This is a genomic window from Pseudoalteromonas sp. K222D (assembly GCF_017653575.1).
In the GTDB taxonomy this organism is placed as follows: Bacteria; Pseudomonadota; Gammaproteobacteria; order Enterobacterales; family Alteromonadaceae; genus Pseudoalteromonas; species Pseudoalteromonas nigrifaciens.
Genome location: NZ_JAGGDL010000014.1, coordinates 72,656 through 86,457 on the forward strand (window position 1 = coordinate 72,656; position 13,802 = coordinate 86,457).

Below are 13,802 nucleotides of genomic sequence, written 5' to 3' on the forward strand. Positions count from 1 at the left end.
ATGTGCTATAAACGCGGCAATTATACGTTAAATAATTTGGATTACGAATATGACCTTTACAGTAGACTTTAAAGTGCGTGACTACGAATGCGACCTACAAGGCATTGTAAATAATAGTGTGTATTTTAATTACTTAGAGCATGCGCGCCATGAATTTTTGCATGCACATGGGGTGGATTTTGCTCAGCTTGCCAAAGATAAAATTAACCTGGTCGTGATGCGCAGCGAAATGGATTATAAACAGTCATTATTACCGGGCGATGAATTTTATGTAGCTGTAGAGCCACAACGTATTAGCCGACTTAAATTTGCTTTTAAACAAACCCTGATCCGTAAACACGATGAGAAAATAATGCTTAATGCATTGGTAATCGGCACAGCTTTAAATGAAAAAGGTCGGCCATTTTTACCAGCGCAAATAGATAATTTATTTAAAACGGATTCTGCATAAAAAATCGCATGATTATCAAACGATATCAGAATAAAATTTACACTTTAAACATGTATTTTTAACGGATTAACTTGTTAAAAATTGTTATTATTACAGTAATTAGACAAATAATTAGTAATAACATGAAATTAGCAGCAATACCCATGCTTATAATCGGTTTATGTGTTGGTTGTGCATCAACGCAAACGGTTACCTCAGAGCAGCTTAAACATACTCAATGGCAGTTATCACGTATTGATGGCCTAGCTATTCCGCCTTCGTTTAATGCGTCGGTGGGTTTTATTGAAGCACTGCAAGTCAATGGTTTTGCTGGCTGCAATAAATTTTTTGGGGAAGGTGAGCTGGACGATAGTAGCTTAACAGTTAACAAAATAGGGATGACCCGTAAGTCGTGTGGCCAACAACTTGATAAGTTTGAGCAGCAGTTACTACACGCACTGCAACAAGGCGCGCAGCTTAAAATGCAAGACCAGCAATTGGTAATGCAGGGCGAGAAAACATTTGTATTTATTGCGAAATAAAAAACGCCCTCTTGCAGGCGATTTTTAACTGGCGTACACTCAACGCTGATTTGCTAGATACTATTCGCAAATTAATAAATTACAAATACCAATTTGATACCCAAACAACTTAGCATTGCAGCTGCAGTTATAAGTGGCAAAGGTATATTTAATAATTGGTATTAATACTTGTCGGAGTGCCTAACTAAATAATTAGTTAAGGCTGAGATCGCGAAAGCGGGATCCGTGAACCTGATCAGGCTAATACCTGCGTAGGGAACAAGCTGCCTAAAATAGGACGCTTGTGCGTCTTTTTTTATGCGTACAAGTTATACCATCCGGTATTAAGTTCTGTTGGCTGCCAAGATTGGCTGTGACAGTAAACTGCTTAACCAATCTACGATCCAATGAGGCATTTTGCCTTCTCAATTCTTCGCACAAGACAACCCATAAACTATGAGGTAAGTCATGTCGAATACTGCAAAAAAATCATCGCGTCGTGAAACGCGAGCCGCTGCATCTGAATATATTTATAACTTAACGGGACAACCGTTTCCTAATTCGCACAAAGTGTATGTTGAGGGTACGCAAAACAACATTCGTGTAGGAATGCGTGAAATAACCCTAAGCGATACTTATATAGGCGGCAGTGATGAAAATCCAGTGTATGAGCCAAACGAGCCGCTACGTGTTTACGACACATCAGGCCCGTATACCGATCCAAACTTTAAGCTTGATGTACGCCAAGGCTTAGCAAAGTTTCGTGAGCAATGGATTGAAAGTCGCGGTGATACCGAGTTACTTGAATCCGTTACTTCACGTTTTACGCAACAACGTATGGCTGATGAAGGGCTTGATCATCTTCGTTTTGAGCATTTACCAAAAATACGCCGCGGTAAAGCGGGTAAAAATGTCACGCAAATGCATTACGCTCGCCAAGGTATTATTACCCCTGAAATGGAATACGTAGCGATACGCGAAAACATGGGTCGCAAAAAAATTCATGCTGAACTATTAGCCGCGCAGCATAAAGGCGAGTCGTTTGGGGCCAGTATTCCTGATTTTATTACGCCTGAATTTGTACGCGACGAAATTGCGCGTGGCCGCGCTATATTACCCAACAATATTAACCACCCCGAAACCGAACCTATGATTGTAGGGCGTAACTTTTTGGTAAAAGTAAACGCTAATATAGGTAATTCGTCGGTAAGCTCATCGATTGAAGAAGAAGTAGAAAAAATGGTGTGGTCTACTCGCTGGGGCGCCGATACCGTTATGGATTTATCAACTGGGCGTTATATTCATGAAACTCGCGAATGGGTAGTACGTAACTCGCCTGTACCTATTGGCACAGTTCCTATTTATCAAGCGCTGGAAAAAGTAAACGGCGTAGCGGAGGACTTAACCTGGGAGATTTTTCGCGATACGCTCATTGAGCAAGCTGAACAAGGCGTCGATTACTTTACTATTCATGCAGGTGTGCTACTGCGTTACGTACCAATGACCGCAAAACGAGTAACCGGTATTGTGTCGCGCGGTGGCTCTATCATGGCAAAGTGGTGTTTAGCGCACCATAAAGAAAACTTTTTATACACCCACTTTGAAGATATTTGCGAAATTTTAAAGCAATACGATATTTGTTTTTCGCTTGGCGATGGCCTGCGCCCAGGCTCGATTGCTGATGCCAACGATGAAGCTCAGTTTAGCGAATTGCGCACCCTAGGTGAGTTGACTAAGTTAGCCTGGAAACACGATGTACAAGTATTTATAGAAGGCCCCGGGCATGTGCCAATGCATATGATTAAGGCTAATATGGATGAGCAACTTAAACATTGCGACGAAGCACCGTTTTACACTTTAGGCCCGTTAACTACTGATATTGCACCTGGGTATGACCATATCACCTCAGGTATTGGTGCGGCCCAAATAGCATGGTACGGCTGCGCTATGTTGTGTTACGTAACACCTAAAGAGCATTTAGGTTTGCCAAATAAGGAAGACGTAAAAGAAGGTTTAATTACTTATAAAATTGCTGCCCATGCCGCCGATTTAGCAAAAGGTCACCCCGGTGCGCAAGAGCGTGATAATGCCCTATCAAAAGCGCGCTTTGAGTTTAGATGGCATGACCAATTTAATATTGGTTTAGACCCTGAGCGAGCCCGCGAATATCACGATGAAACACTCCCGCAAGAGTCGGGTAAAGTAGCGCATTTTTGCTCTATGTGTGGCCCTAAGTTTTGCTCAATGAAAATCAGTCAAGAAGTACGCGAATATGCAAAAGATTTAGAAGCGCGTGGCATTGACCCTGCTAATGCTGCAGATACGATTACAATAAAAATGATTGATGTAGAAGCACAAATGAAAGCTAAATCGGACGAGTTTAAAAAAACCGGATCAGAAATATATCATAAAGCGATATAAATCAGCTTAAGGTGTTGGGCTGCGGGCAGCGAGGGCTCGCAGCTAAAAGGAACTTTTATGTTTTACAATATAGCGGTAGTGGGGTTTGGTTTAACCGGTAGGTTGGCGGCGCTTGAGCTGAGTAAGCAACACCGAGTTACTGTATTTGAGGCAGATGATGAGCACTCTCAAAACAGCGCAGGCAAGGTGGCTGCGGCTATGCTTGCTCCTCTTGCTGAGTCGGTATTGTGCGAGGCTGATTTAGCTTTAATGGGGTTTGATTCTATAAAGCGTTGGCCTGGGATTATTGATGAGCTTGATAGTGAGGTTTTTTTTCAGCAGCAGGGCACATTAGTTGTCGCGCATCAGCAAGATAAAGGCGATTTACAAAGCTTTGCTCAGCGGCTAAAACCGTTAGCTAATTATACCGGGGAGTCGGTGAATTCCCAGCAAATTGAAATGTTAGAGCCTGAGCTTGCTAATCGTTTTAGTCAGGGATTATTTTTACCCTGTGACGGGCAAATAGATAATCAGGCATTTTATCAAGCCAGCTTTACACAGCTCAACAAACGCAAAGTAAAGTTTGTATTTAATCAACGGGTAACGATTAGCGATAATAAAATTAATAACCGAGAGTTTGATTATATTATTGATTGCCGAGGGCTTGGCGCAAAAGATGACAAGCCTCTGCGGGGCGTACGTGGAGAAGTAGCTAGGTTATACGCGCCAGAGGTGAGTTTAACGCGACCCGTGCGCTTAATGCATCCGCGTTACCCCATTTATATAGCGCCTAAACCCAATAATGAATACGTAATTGGCGCGACTGAAATAGAGTCGCAAGATACAGGCCCAGCCACAGTGCGCTCTGCTTTAGAGTTACTTTCGGCAGCTTATACGGTGCACAGCGGTTTTGCCGAAGCGCGGCTATTAAATATTCAAACAGGATTACGCCCGGCATTTAGCGATAACCGCCCACAAGTAACACACGTTGGGCGAGTTATTAGCATTAATGGCTTATATCGTCATGGTTACATGTTAGCGCCAAGTTTAGTGGCAAATGCCCTTTTATGCATAGAGTGAAAATTAAATGAACATAACAATTAATGGTGAGTTAATAGCTATTAGCAGTAATAAGCTCATTAACTGTTTGCAAGATTTTGGTGGTGTTGCACCATTTGCGGTGGCGATTAATGGTGAGTTTATACCGCAAAGCCAGCATAGCGATTATCAATTAACTGAGGGTGATAGTATTGAGCTGCTCTCGCCGATTCAGGGTGGATAACAGCTATGCCAAATAATGACTATTTAACTATTTATGGTGAGCAAATAAAAAGCCGATTACTAATAGGCTCGGCGCTTTACCCGTCGCCTGCAGTGATGAATGAATCGATTGTTGCATCGGGCGCTGAAATAGTCACGGTGTCGCTTAGGCGTCAGCAAAGTGCGGCTGCGGGTGATGATTTTTGGCAATTAATAAAAAATACTGGGCTTAAAATTTTACCAAATACAGCAGGGTGTCATAGTGTTAAAGAGGCCATTACGCTTGCTAAAATGTGCCGTGAAGTGTTTGCTACCGATTGGATTAAGCTTGAACTGATAGGGGACGATTACAACTTGCAGCCCGATCCGTTTGCACTGCTAGAAGCAACTAAAATACTGATTGATGATGGCTTTAAAGTATTGCCATATTGCACAGACGATTTAGTGCTGTGCCAGCGTTTAAATGCTTTAGGCTGTGAAGTATTAATGCCATGGGGTGCACCCATTGGTACAGGTAAAGGCTTGTTAAACAGTTATAATTTAAAAACAATCAGAGAGCGCTTACCTGAGGCAACGTTAATAGTGGATGCTGGTTTAGGTTTGCCCTCGCATGCCTGCCAAGCACTTGAACTAGGGTATGATGCAGTATTATTAAATTCGGCGATTGCCGGAGCGGGTTGCCCTATAACCATGAGCCGAGCATTTAAAGCCGCGGTAGAGGCTGGACGTTTTGCATATAACGCCAAAGCAATGCCTGAAAAAGACGTTGCAGCCCCTTCAACCCCGACTATGGGTATGCCATTTTGGCATCAAGAATAAGTGAGACGAATATGAATAACGTAGTATGGACAATCGCCGGCTCAGACTCGGGCGGTGGCGCAGGTATTCAAGCCGATATAAAAGCAATGCAAAGTTTTGGTGTGCATGGGTGCACTGCTATTACAGCACTGACTGCGCAAAATAGTTTAGGTGTTGAGGCAATTAATGCCGTATCAACCGATATTATTGAATCGCAGCTTTTAGCGCTCGAAAAAGATATGAAAGCCAAAGTAATTAAAATAGGCATGCTGGCAAATGTGCAGCAAATTCAATTGATCAGTGAACATATAAGCCATTACAAAGCTAAATGGCCAGTGCCGCCTGTTATTGTTTACGACCCAGTAGCTATTGCTACTAGCGGCGATTTATTAACAGAGGAAGACACAGTTAGTGCGATTAAAGAATGCTTATTGCCGCTGGTGGATGTAATAACCCCAAATACGCACGAAACCCAGTTATTAACTGGCGTGTACTTAATTGGTCCTGCGGCAATAAAAGAAGCTGCCAATAAGTTATTAAGCTGGGGCGCAAAAGCCGTGGTTATAAAAGGCGGGCATTGGGATTATCCAAGCGGCTACTGTATAGATTACTGCATAAATAATTTCACTCAAAAAGGCGAAGAATATTGGTTGGGAAATGAAAAAATTCAAACGCCACATAGTCATGGTACAGGCTGTAGTATGGCCTCGGTTATTGCTGCTTGCTTAGCAAAAGACTACCCGTTAAAAGATGCGTTTATTTTAGCTAAAGCTTATATTAATCAAGGATTGAAAGTAGCGGTGCGCTACGGAGAAGGAATTGGCCCAGTAGCACAAACCTCATTTCCAACCAACTTAGCCGATTACCCCCAAGTAATAGAAGCGGGCAGTTGGTTAGGTGATGAACTCGATTTTGACGTTCCGCTTGATTTTAATATGGCTGCAGATTTTGCACCCTGCGAAAGTAAATCATTAGGTTTATACGCAGTGGTTGATAGTGTTGACTGGCTAGAAAAGTGCTTACAACAGGGCGTTAAAACTGCGCAGTTACGAGTTAAAAATAAAGATGATGCACAACTTGACGAATTAGTGGCAAAAGCGGTGGCACTGGGAGAGCAATATAATGCGCAGGTATTTATAAACGACTATTGGCAACTTGCAATTAAGCATGGTGCATATGGTGTGCATTTAGGCCAACAAGATCTAGAAAGCACTAATTTAGCGGCGATTAAAAATGCAGGACTTAGGCTGGGGCTTTCTACTCATGGCTTCTATGAAATGCTCCGCGCACATAATTACCGACCAAGTTATTTGGCATTTGGCGCTATTTATCCTACCACTACCAAAGATATGACAGGGCAAATACAGGGACTGGAAAAGTTATTTAAATTTGTCCCCTTGATGCAAAACTACCCAACAGTGGCAATTGGCGGTATAGATTTAAAGCGCGCCAGCCAAGTTGCTAAAACAGGCGTTGGTAGTGTGGCTGTGGTACGTGCAATTAGCGAAGCCGATGATTATGTGCAGGCAATAAGTGCGTTACAAGCGGCAATAAATTAAAGTGGGCCAGGTTAATAGCCAAATGAATGAACTTAGCGATAAAGAAATGCTGCGCTATAGTCGCCATATATTGCTTAAAGAAGTGGGACTTGCAGGGCAGTTAAAGCTTAAGTCGGCAAGTGTTGCAGTAGTAGGTGCGGGCGGCTTAGGCAGCCCCGCATTACTGTATTTAGCTGCTGCGGGTATTGGTAAGCTTATTTTAATTGATGATGATGCGGTTGAGCTTTCGAACTTACAGCGTCAGGTGCTGTATAAAGTGAATCACTTAGGGCAAAAAAAGGTGGTTGCGGCAGGTAAAGTGCTCGCAAGTCTTAATAACCAAATTACTGTAATTACTCACGCCGAAAAACTGACTCAAGATAATAGCGCAGCACTACTCAATAATGCGGATATTGTGTTGGATTGCAGTGATAACTTTACCACTCGCTACAGTGTTAATCGCTTTTGTGTACAGCATAAAACCCCATTAATCTCCGGTGCGGCACTGGCAACAAAAGGGCAGCTGATTAGCTTAGACTTAAGAAATGCTAATAGCCCGTGTTATGGCTGTATTTTTCCACAAAGCGATATTGCGCCGCTTATCAATTGTGATAGCGCCGGAGTAATTAGTCCGCTGTTAGGTATTATCGGCTCAATGCAGGCGCAGCTGACACTCAATATGTTATTAGGTCATTCTAGCGATTGTGTGTTTATGAGTATTAATGCACTCACTTTGCAGCAGCAACAATTTAAAGTGGTGAAAGATATCGACTGTAAGGAGTGTAGGTAAAGCCACGGTTTCAGGTGTTAGGTATCAGGCAGAGATCAGCCAAACTCGGTATTTAAGCAAACTATAGGCGAGTTATTTTCCACCGCGATTGAATTTATAAACTCACTGCAAAATAAAAACCCCGCGTTTATTACCATAAACGCGGGGTTTTTACCTGATATCTATATCTTAATCATCAATTTTGGCAAACGGGGTGCCTAAGCGGGTCACTGTTTCAGGAAGTTGATCATCAAGAATATCCGCTTTGTCGTCGCCCCAAGCAAGTACCACGGTAGAGCCAAGTTTAAAGCGGCCCATTTCTTCACCTTTTTTAAGGCTAATAGCGTTTTCGCCCTTGGTTGGGTAGTTCCAGCTAAATACATCGCTACCAGCTGGTGGTGTTACTGTACCCGCCCAAATAGTTTCAATGCTGGCAACAATAGTTGCGCCAACCAGTACCATAGCAAGTGGGCCTATTTCAGTTTCAAAAATAGCAACCACACGTTCGTTACGTGCAAACAAGTTAGGCACGTTTTGCGCAGTCAGCGGATTTACTGAAAATAAATCGCCTGGTACGTAAATCATTTTACTTAATGTGCCATCAATTGGCATATGAATACGGTGGTAGTCTTTTGGCGCTAAATAAATAGTTGCAAACTTACCGCCTAAAAATGGGGTTGTATCGTCTTTATTACCACCAAGTAGTGCTTGTAGGCTGTAATCGTGACCTTTAGCTTGAATTAGTTGGCCGTCAACAATATCGCCTAATTGGCTAATTGCGCCATCTACTGGATGAATAATAATGTCGCTGTCTGCAACTATTGGGCGTGCGCCATCTTTTAACGGACGGGTGAAAAACTCGTTAAAGCTTTCATAATGAGCAGGATCTGGGTGTTTAGCTTCACTCATATCTACTTTGTATTGCTTAATAAACAGTTTAATTAACGTGGTTGTTAACACACCCGCTTTAGCAGCGGCTAGTTTTCCTACTACGCGTGAAATAAAGTGTTTTGGCATTGCGTACTGCATTGCGATTTTAAATTTATCTAAACTCACTGGTTGTTTCCTAAATTATACGCGAGGCGCGCGAGAGCCTGCACGGCCATCGGCCATTGTTTCTAAAATTCTGTGGTAGCTGTCAAAGCGCAATTGCGAAATTTTGCCATCAGCTACGGCTTCTTTAATTATACAGCCCGGATCGTTTAAATGTTTACAGTCTCTAAATCGACACCCGCCTATAAATTCTCTAAATTCTTTAAAGCACCAAGTTACACGATCAACTTCTAAGTGCCATAAACCAAATTCACGTATACCTGGTGAATCTATTAAGTTACCGCCGCTTGGTAAATGATGTAGGCGAGATACCGTGGTGGTATGTTGGCCTAAACCACTGTTTTCAGAAACTTCTTTAGTTAGAATTTCAGCATCTGGAAGTACGGTATTAACTAAAGTAGATTTACCTACGCCACTTTGACCAACAAAAATATTGTTTTTTCCAACGAGTACATCTTTTAATTCGTCAATGCCATCGGTACTTATATTACTAACCAATAAAACTTTGTAGTCGAGCTTGCGGTATACATCGAGTACTTTTTGTATTTCACTAAGACCTTGCGCATCTATTAAATCTATTTTATTTAGTACTAAAATAGGCTCTATACCCATATCTTCGCAGGCTATTAAATAACGGTCGATAATACTTGGGGTAAATTCGGGTAGTACTGCTGACACCATTAATATTTGGTCAATATTAGCAGCTATTACTTTTACACCGTCGTAAAAATCAGGGCGAGTAAGTTGTGAGCGACGCTCTTGCGTGGCTTCAATTACACCAGCTAAATCGCCTTCGCTTACTTTAGCGCGGCGAAACAGTACTTCATCCCCACACACTAAATTAGACACAGTGCGGCGTATATTACAGCGTAGTACTTCGCCGCTTTCAACTTCCACATCGGCATGTTGACCAAAACGACTGATCACAATAGCGCTTTCTACTTGGCCTAAATTATCGGTTTGCCATTCTTGCGCACCTTTTTTAGCAGGCCTTGCATCAGCACTGCTTATACGCTTTTGATGATTAGCCTTGATCTGACGAGACTGGCCTTTACTTAATTTTTTTTGTTTTGCCACAGGAGGCCTATAACCTTAGTTTAAATGTCGACTTAGCTAAAAAATGCTTTAGCTCGACGTATGATGCTAATATGATATATCGAAATGCGCTGGATCTAAAGGAAAGCACCGCTTAGGTAATTATGAATATTAATAAATCAAACTTAATTTGGCTCGATCTTGAAATGACCGGACTCGAACCAGAGACCGATAAAATACTCGAAATTGCGACCGTTGTCACTGATGCTGATTTGAATATATTAGCTGAAGGGCCAACTATTGCCATTCATCAAAGTAATGAGTTACTTGATAGTATGGATGAGTGGTGTACCACTCAGCATGGAAAATCGGGTTTAACAGCACGCTGCAAGGCAAGTACTTATGACGAAGCCTATGCGGTTGAGCAAACAATAGCCTTTTTAAAACAATGGGTACCTGCAGGTGCATCACCGATGTGTGGTAACTCCATAGGGCAAGATCGTCGCTTTATGAATAAATATATGCGCGAATTGGAAGACTTTTTTCACTATCGTAATCTAGATGTAAGCACAATTAAAGAGCTCGCGCGTCGCTGGAAACCAGAGGTACTTGCACAAGTGAATAAAAAAGGCTCACATCTTGCGCTAGACGACATTAAAGATTCGATTATGGAATTAAAGGTCTATAGAGAAAAATTCTTTAATTTATAAAAAACACTTGCAAACACACTGTATTATTGTAGAATCCTGCCCCGCTCAAGACGATAACCCACGCGGGGTTAGTGTGTTTGAGTTGTTTAAATATAAAGCAATACTAGCTCAGTTGCTAGAATGTTGAACGCGACTTGTCGCGCAGCAACGGACGAATTACTGACTACTTTATAATGCGGCACTAGCTCAGTTGGTAGAGCGCGACCTTGCCAAGGTCGAGGTCACGAGTTCGAGCCTCGTGTGCCGCTCCAATTTCTAACCAAAAGAAATTGCAGTGTTGAATAAAATGCGGTACTAGCTCAGTTGGTAGAGCGCGACCTTGCCAAGGTCGAGGTCACGAGTTCGAGCCTCGTGTACCGCTCCAATTTCTAACCAAAAGAAATTGAAGTTATTTATATGACTAGAAGTAAAAATGCGGTACTAGTTCAGTTGCCAGAATGTTGAACGCGATTTGTCGCGCATCAACGGACGAATTACTGACTACTTTTAAATGCGGTACTAGCTCAGTTGGTAGAGCGCGACCTTGCCAAGGTCGAGGTCACGAGTTCGAGCCTCGTGTACCGCTCCAATCTTTTATATCTATTAAAAATATCCCTAAATAAAAAGCCATAAAAAAAATTCTTATTTTAAATACAATCTTTCTCTATCTGATTTCATATGCAGTGAACTACCCAGCGACTAAAGAACACTTGGTTTTCTCGCTATGCATTCGATAAAAATTGCGTTAAAGCCTTTAGTAATTTGCAACGATAGTTACTCGCGAAGGGCAAGTTCTTTACCAATAAAGTGATGTGTTTTTACTGTGGTAATTAATGGGCGTGCGGCGGGAGTGAGGTTTAAGCTTTGATGAGGCGACTTGTTAAAACAACTCGCCCTGAATGGTTGCTACAATTCGCCTAGTACCACCGCTGTCTCGATGTTCACCTAAATAAACACCTTGCCATGTACCTAAAGCTAAATAGCCATTTGTAATAGGGATGCTTAACTCACAGCCTAAAATACTGGTTTTTATATGAGCTGGCATGTCGTCGTCACCTTCATAATCGTGACGATAATAGGGTTGGCACTGCGGAACAAATTCATTAAAGTGGCTCTCCATATCCATACGTACAGTAGGGTCGGCATTTTCATTAATGGTTAGGCTAGCTGAAGTGTGTTGGATAAATAAGTGCAGTAAACCCACCTTATAATTTTTGAGTTCGGGGATTTGAGTGAGTATTTCGTCATCAATTAAATGAAAGCCTCGAATACGAGGCTTTAAAGTTATGACTTTTTGTTGCCAACTCATAACTTATCGAAACTCACTTCAATATTGGCGTTACCCGCATCGCAGGTAAATGGCATGAGTATTTTTTTACCTTGGCTTTTATGGGTAATTGTATGGTCTTTACCAGATACAACTATTGGAGTTGCCATATCAAAGTCGAAACCTTTTTGACCCAATAAGTTTTTAGCGCCACCTGTAACCATATTAGTAATTTCGCCTACCATATCGGTTACTTCTTCATTTATACTATCCGGACGTTCGCCAAGCATACGCTCCATGATAGTTAGTGCTAACTGCTTATCAAAAGTTATTGAAAAAGAGCCTCGTGTTTGCGGACCAACCATTCCGATCAGGCCTGATACATCGCCACAGGCTTTCTCATCAGTTTTAATGCGTGGCTTACCTGGCTTTAATTGTGTTTGAGCCATTGTACTTAATACATTGATCAAAGAAGATAAAAAAGGGTTGATGAACTCTACATTCATATAAATTACTCTTAAATTGGTGCTAAAAAATAGCTATATAAAATGTTTATATAGCTAATAAGACTAGGCTGCTCTACAAGACTCACACCTTCCATGTGCTTCTATTGTTTGCGCCGATACAACAAACCCACCTTCCGCAGCTAAGCTATTTAGCTCATGCGAAATAACGGTTGAATGCAGTTCTTTAACAAAACCACAGGTATCGCAAATTAATAACTGTACAGGATGAATATGATCAAAATGATGGCACAACATAAATGCATTGGTGCTTTCAATTTTATGAATAAAACCAAGCTCAGCCAAAAAATCTAATGCACGGTATATCGTGGCAGGTTTAGCGCCAGTTTCTGTTACTTTTAATTGCTCGAGCAAATCATACGCGCCCACACCACGTTGCGCACTTGCAAGTAAACGAAATACCTTTTCACGGATAGGTGTAAATCGCGCACCACGGTTGTCACATACTTGTTTTGCTTTACTTACGAGTGATTCTATATTCATCGTTCTCTTATCCTTATGCTACCTTGATATAATATCACACTGTATTTAAGTTGCAGTGTTTAAATTAAACGCGTTTGTTAAAGCTATTCACTAAGGCGTATTTATCTTTCGGGGTTAAATTTGTAGTAGCACGTTTAATTTTAGAGAGGGCGCGTTTATAAGTGTGGTTATTCTACATTGATAGGTGGTAACGCTTGTTTGGATATTTGCTTGTAGTAAATGAGCAAGTAAATAATACCTATAATAATAGCCTCAGTGCTATATGGTAAAATAATGAAGGTCATTAGTTTTAAACTGCATTAAAAGTACGTTAGGTTTTCTCTAATTTCTAATTACTCAGGTTATTACTTATAAAGAATTGCATGATTTTTAGTTTTGTTTACTATTTGTGCATGCTTAATATGCGTAGCGTAATAAGCACACTTTATATTACCCAAACAATCGAGTGGTGCTTAAATTATGCACTGCTCAATACCAGCTTAGAATGTAAAACCAAGTCGAGTTACCCAAAATGCAGATGGTTTAGTATTGTTTTTAATCGTTTGGTTTAAATATCAAGCGAACAGCATTTTATTTTAAGTTTTCTTTAAAAAACGCTTGCGTAAAACTGGCTGCGCCCTATAATGCGACCCCACTGAGACGGCAGACAGCAACGCTTAGCGAGGCAAGAGTCAATCAGTGAGTCGAGTAAAACTTAAGTTTAGATTTTTATAAAGTTTACATTTAAGTGTTGACAAAAAAATAGGAAAGCGTAATATGCGCAGCCCTAGCGAGATAAAGTTTTACTTTATTGTCGCAACGTTCTTTAACAATATAAAGCAATCATCTGTGTGGGCACTCGTACAGATTGAGTTCTAACAGCCAATCTACTTACTCTTTATGGGTAATTAGCGAGGCAAACAAATTAGAGTCTCAATTGAAAACTGAGTGACCAACAGAATAGTTATTTCGGTAATTATTCGGCACAGTCAATTCAATATCGAAAGATATTAAAATAAATTCAGAATTCATTGAGCTGTCGAAAGACATAAAACT

14 protein-coding genes, 3 tRNA genes and 1 riboswitch are annotated in these 13,802 nt (G+C 41.2%); of the genes, 12 read left to right on the forward strand and 5 right to left on the reverse strand.

What is annotated here, in order from left to right; genetic code table 11:
* The first annotated feature begins 49 nt into the window (after positions 1 to 49).
* The 8 genes from J5X91_RS09090 (at position 50) to J5X91_RS09125 (ending at position 7,737) form a co-directional block, all read left to right on the forward strand.
* The gene (locus J5X91_RS09090) at positions 50 to 451 is read left to right on the forward strand and encodes an acyl-CoA thioesterase (RefSeq protein ID WP_208834478.1); all 402 of its coding nucleotides are present in this window, start codon (positions 50 to 52) and stop codon (positions 449 to 451) included.
* A 122-nt stretch (positions 452 to 573) separates the two neighbouring features.
* Entirely contained in the window at positions 574 to 972 is a 399-nt protein-coding gene (locus tag J5X91_RS09095; RefSeq protein WP_041454338.1) for an META domain-containing protein, read from the forward strand.
* Between the two features lie 162 nt (positions 973 to 1,134).
* Positions 1,135 to 1,247, forward strand: a riboswitch (TPP riboswitch).
* 172 nt (positions 1,248 to 1,419) lie between these two features.
* Positions 1,420 to 3,372, forward strand: coding sequence for a phosphomethylpyrimidine synthase ThiC (gene thiC, locus J5X91_RS09100; protein WP_011327189.1), 1,953 nt, complete (start codon positions 1,420 to 1,422; stop codon positions 3,370 to 3,372).
* Between the two features lie 57 nt (positions 3,373 to 3,429).
* On the forward strand, positions 3,430 to 4,431 hold the full coding sequence (locus J5X91_RS09105; RefSeq protein WP_208834479.1) for an FAD-dependent oxidoreductase: 1,002 nt from the start codon (positions 3,430 to 3,432) through the stop codon (positions 4,429 to 4,431).
* Positions 4,432 to 4,438: 7 nt separating this feature from the next.
* Positions 4,439 to 4,633 carry a sulfur carrier protein ThiS gene (gene thiS / locus J5X91_RS09110; RefSeq protein ID WP_011327191.1) on the forward strand — a complete coding sequence of 65 codons (195 nt, stop codon included), beginning with the start codon at positions 4,439 to 4,441 and terminating at the stop codon, positions 4,631 to 4,633.
* Between the two features lie 5 nt (positions 4,634 to 4,638).
* Positions 4,639 to 5,430, forward strand: coding sequence for a thiazole synthase (locus tag J5X91_RS09115; protein WP_011327192.1), 792 nt, complete (start codon positions 4,639 to 4,641; stop codon positions 5,428 to 5,430).
* A gap of 11 nt (positions 5,431 to 5,441) precedes the next feature.
* Positions 5,442 to 6,968 carry a thiamine phosphate synthase gene (gene thiE, locus J5X91_RS09120; protein WP_208834480.1) on the forward strand — a complete coding sequence of 509 codons (1,527 nt, stop codon included), beginning with the start codon at positions 5,442 to 5,444 and terminating at the stop codon, positions 6,966 to 6,968.
* 22 nt (positions 6,969 to 6,990) lie between these two features.
* Entirely contained in the window at positions 6,991 to 7,737 is a 747-nt protein-coding gene (locus J5X91_RS09125; protein WP_208834481.1) for a HesA/MoeB/ThiF family protein, read from the forward strand.
* 168 nt (positions 7,738 to 7,905) lie between these two features.
* Here the strand turns inward: J5X91_RS09125 and asd are convergent, their stop codons facing one another.
* Both asd and rsgA read right to left on the reverse strand, forming a co-directional pair.
* Entirely contained in the window at positions 7,906 to 8,772 is an 867-nt protein-coding gene (asd, locus tag J5X91_RS09130) for an archaetidylserine decarboxylase (RefSeq protein ID WP_041454339.1), read from the reverse strand.
* A 15-nt stretch (positions 8,773 to 8,787) separates the two neighbouring features.
* Positions 8,788 to 9,846 carry a small ribosomal subunit biogenesis GTPase RsgA gene (gene rsgA, locus J5X91_RS09135; protein ID WP_011327196.1) on the reverse strand — a complete coding sequence of 353 codons (1,059 nt, stop codon included), beginning with the start codon at positions 9,844 to 9,846 and terminating at the stop codon, positions 8,788 to 8,790.
* A gap of 122 nt (positions 9,847 to 9,968) precedes the next feature.
* Between rsgA and orn the strand changes: the two genes are divergently transcribed.
* The 4 genes from orn to J5X91_RS09155 all read left to right on the forward strand — a co-directional run bounded on the left by orn (position 9,969) and on the right by J5X91_RS09155 (position 11,082).
* A complete protein-coding gene (gene orn, locus J5X91_RS09140) occupies positions 9,969 to 10,514 on the forward strand; it encodes an oligoribonuclease (RefSeq protein ID WP_058372577.1) in 546 nt (181 codons plus the stop codon).
* A gap of 175 nt (positions 10,515 to 10,689) precedes the next feature.
* Positions 10,690 to 10,765 (forward strand) — tRNA-Gly (locus tag J5X91_RS09145).
* A 37-nt stretch (positions 10,766 to 10,802) separates the two neighbouring features.
* A tRNA-Gly gene (locus J5X91_RS09150) sits at positions 10,803 to 10,878 on the forward strand.
* Between the two features lie 128 nt (positions 10,879 to 11,006).
* Positions 11,007 to 11,082, forward strand: a tRNA-Gly gene (locus J5X91_RS09155).
* 291 nt (positions 11,083 to 11,373) lie between these two features.
* Here J5X91_RS09155 and J5X91_RS09160 read toward each other — a convergent pair.
* The 3 genes from J5X91_RS09160 to J5X91_RS09170 all read right to left on the reverse strand — a co-directional run bounded on the left by J5X91_RS09160 (position 11,374) and on the right by J5X91_RS09170 (position 12,767).
* The gene (locus tag J5X91_RS09160; RefSeq protein WP_208834482.1) at positions 11,374 to 11,802 is read right to left on the reverse strand and encodes a secondary thiamine-phosphate synthase enzyme YjbQ; all 429 of its coding nucleotides are present in this window, start codon (positions 11,800 to 11,802) and stop codon (positions 11,374 to 11,376) included.
* Entirely contained in the window at positions 11,799 to 12,266 is a 468-nt protein-coding gene (locus J5X91_RS09165; protein ID WP_208834483.1) for a chemotaxis protein CheX, read from the reverse strand. Before J5X91_RS09165 ends, J5X91_RS09160 begins: the two co-directional genes overlap by 4 nt.
* A 63-nt stretch (positions 12,267 to 12,329) precedes the next feature.
* Positions 12,330 to 12,767, reverse strand: coding sequence for a transcriptional repressor (locus J5X91_RS09170; RefSeq protein ID WP_208834484.1), 438 nt, complete (start codon positions 12,765 to 12,767; stop codon positions 12,330 to 12,332).
* Between the last annotated feature and the right edge of the window lie 1,035 nt (positions 12,768 to 13,802).

Bases quoted from the DNA above. Each gene is read 5' to 3' on its own strand.
- orn (WP_058372577.1), top strand. From the start codon at position 9,969: ATGAATATTAATAAATCAAACTTAATTTGGCTCGATCTTGAAATGACC.
- J5X91_RS09165 (WP_208834483.1), bottom strand. From the start codon at position 12,266: ATGAATGTAGAGTTCATCAACCCTTTTTTATCTTCTTTGATCAATGTA.
- J5X91_RS09115 (WP_011327192.1), top strand. From the start codon at position 4,639: ATGCCAAATAATGACTATTTAACTATTTATGGTGAGCAAATAAAAAGC.
- J5X91_RS09160 (WP_208834482.1), bottom strand. From the start codon at position 11,802: ATGAGTTGGCAACAAAAAGTCATAACTTTAAAGCCTCGTATTCGAGGC.
- thiC (WP_011327189.1), top strand. From the start codon at position 1,420: ATGTCGAATACTGCAAAAAAATCATCGCGTCGTGAAACGCGAGCCGCT.
- thiS (WP_011327191.1), top strand. From the start codon at position 4,439: ATGAACATAACAATTAATGGTGAGTTAATAGCTATTAGCAGTAATAAG.
- thiE (WP_208834480.1), top strand. From the start codon at position 5,442: ATGAATAACGTAGTATGGACAATCGCCGGCTCAGACTCGGGCGGTGGC.
- J5X91_RS09125 (WP_208834481.1), top strand. From the start codon at position 6,991: ATGAATGAACTTAGCGATAAAGAAATGCTGCGCTATAGTCGCCATATA.
- J5X91_RS09105 (WP_208834479.1), top strand. From the start codon at position 3,430: ATGTTTTACAATATAGCGGTAGTGGGGTTTGGTTTAACCGGTAGGTTG.
- J5X91_RS09095 (WP_041454338.1), top strand. From the start codon at position 574: ATGAAATTAGCAGCAATACCCATGCTTATAATCGGTTTATGTGTTGGT.
- J5X91_RS09170 (WP_208834484.1), bottom strand. From the start codon at position 12,767: ATGAATATAGAATCACTCGTAAGTAAAGCAAAACAAGTATGTGACAAC.
- J5X91_RS09090 (WP_208834478.1), top strand. From the start codon at position 50: ATGACCTTTACAGTAGACTTTAAAGTGCGTGACTACGAATGCGACCTA.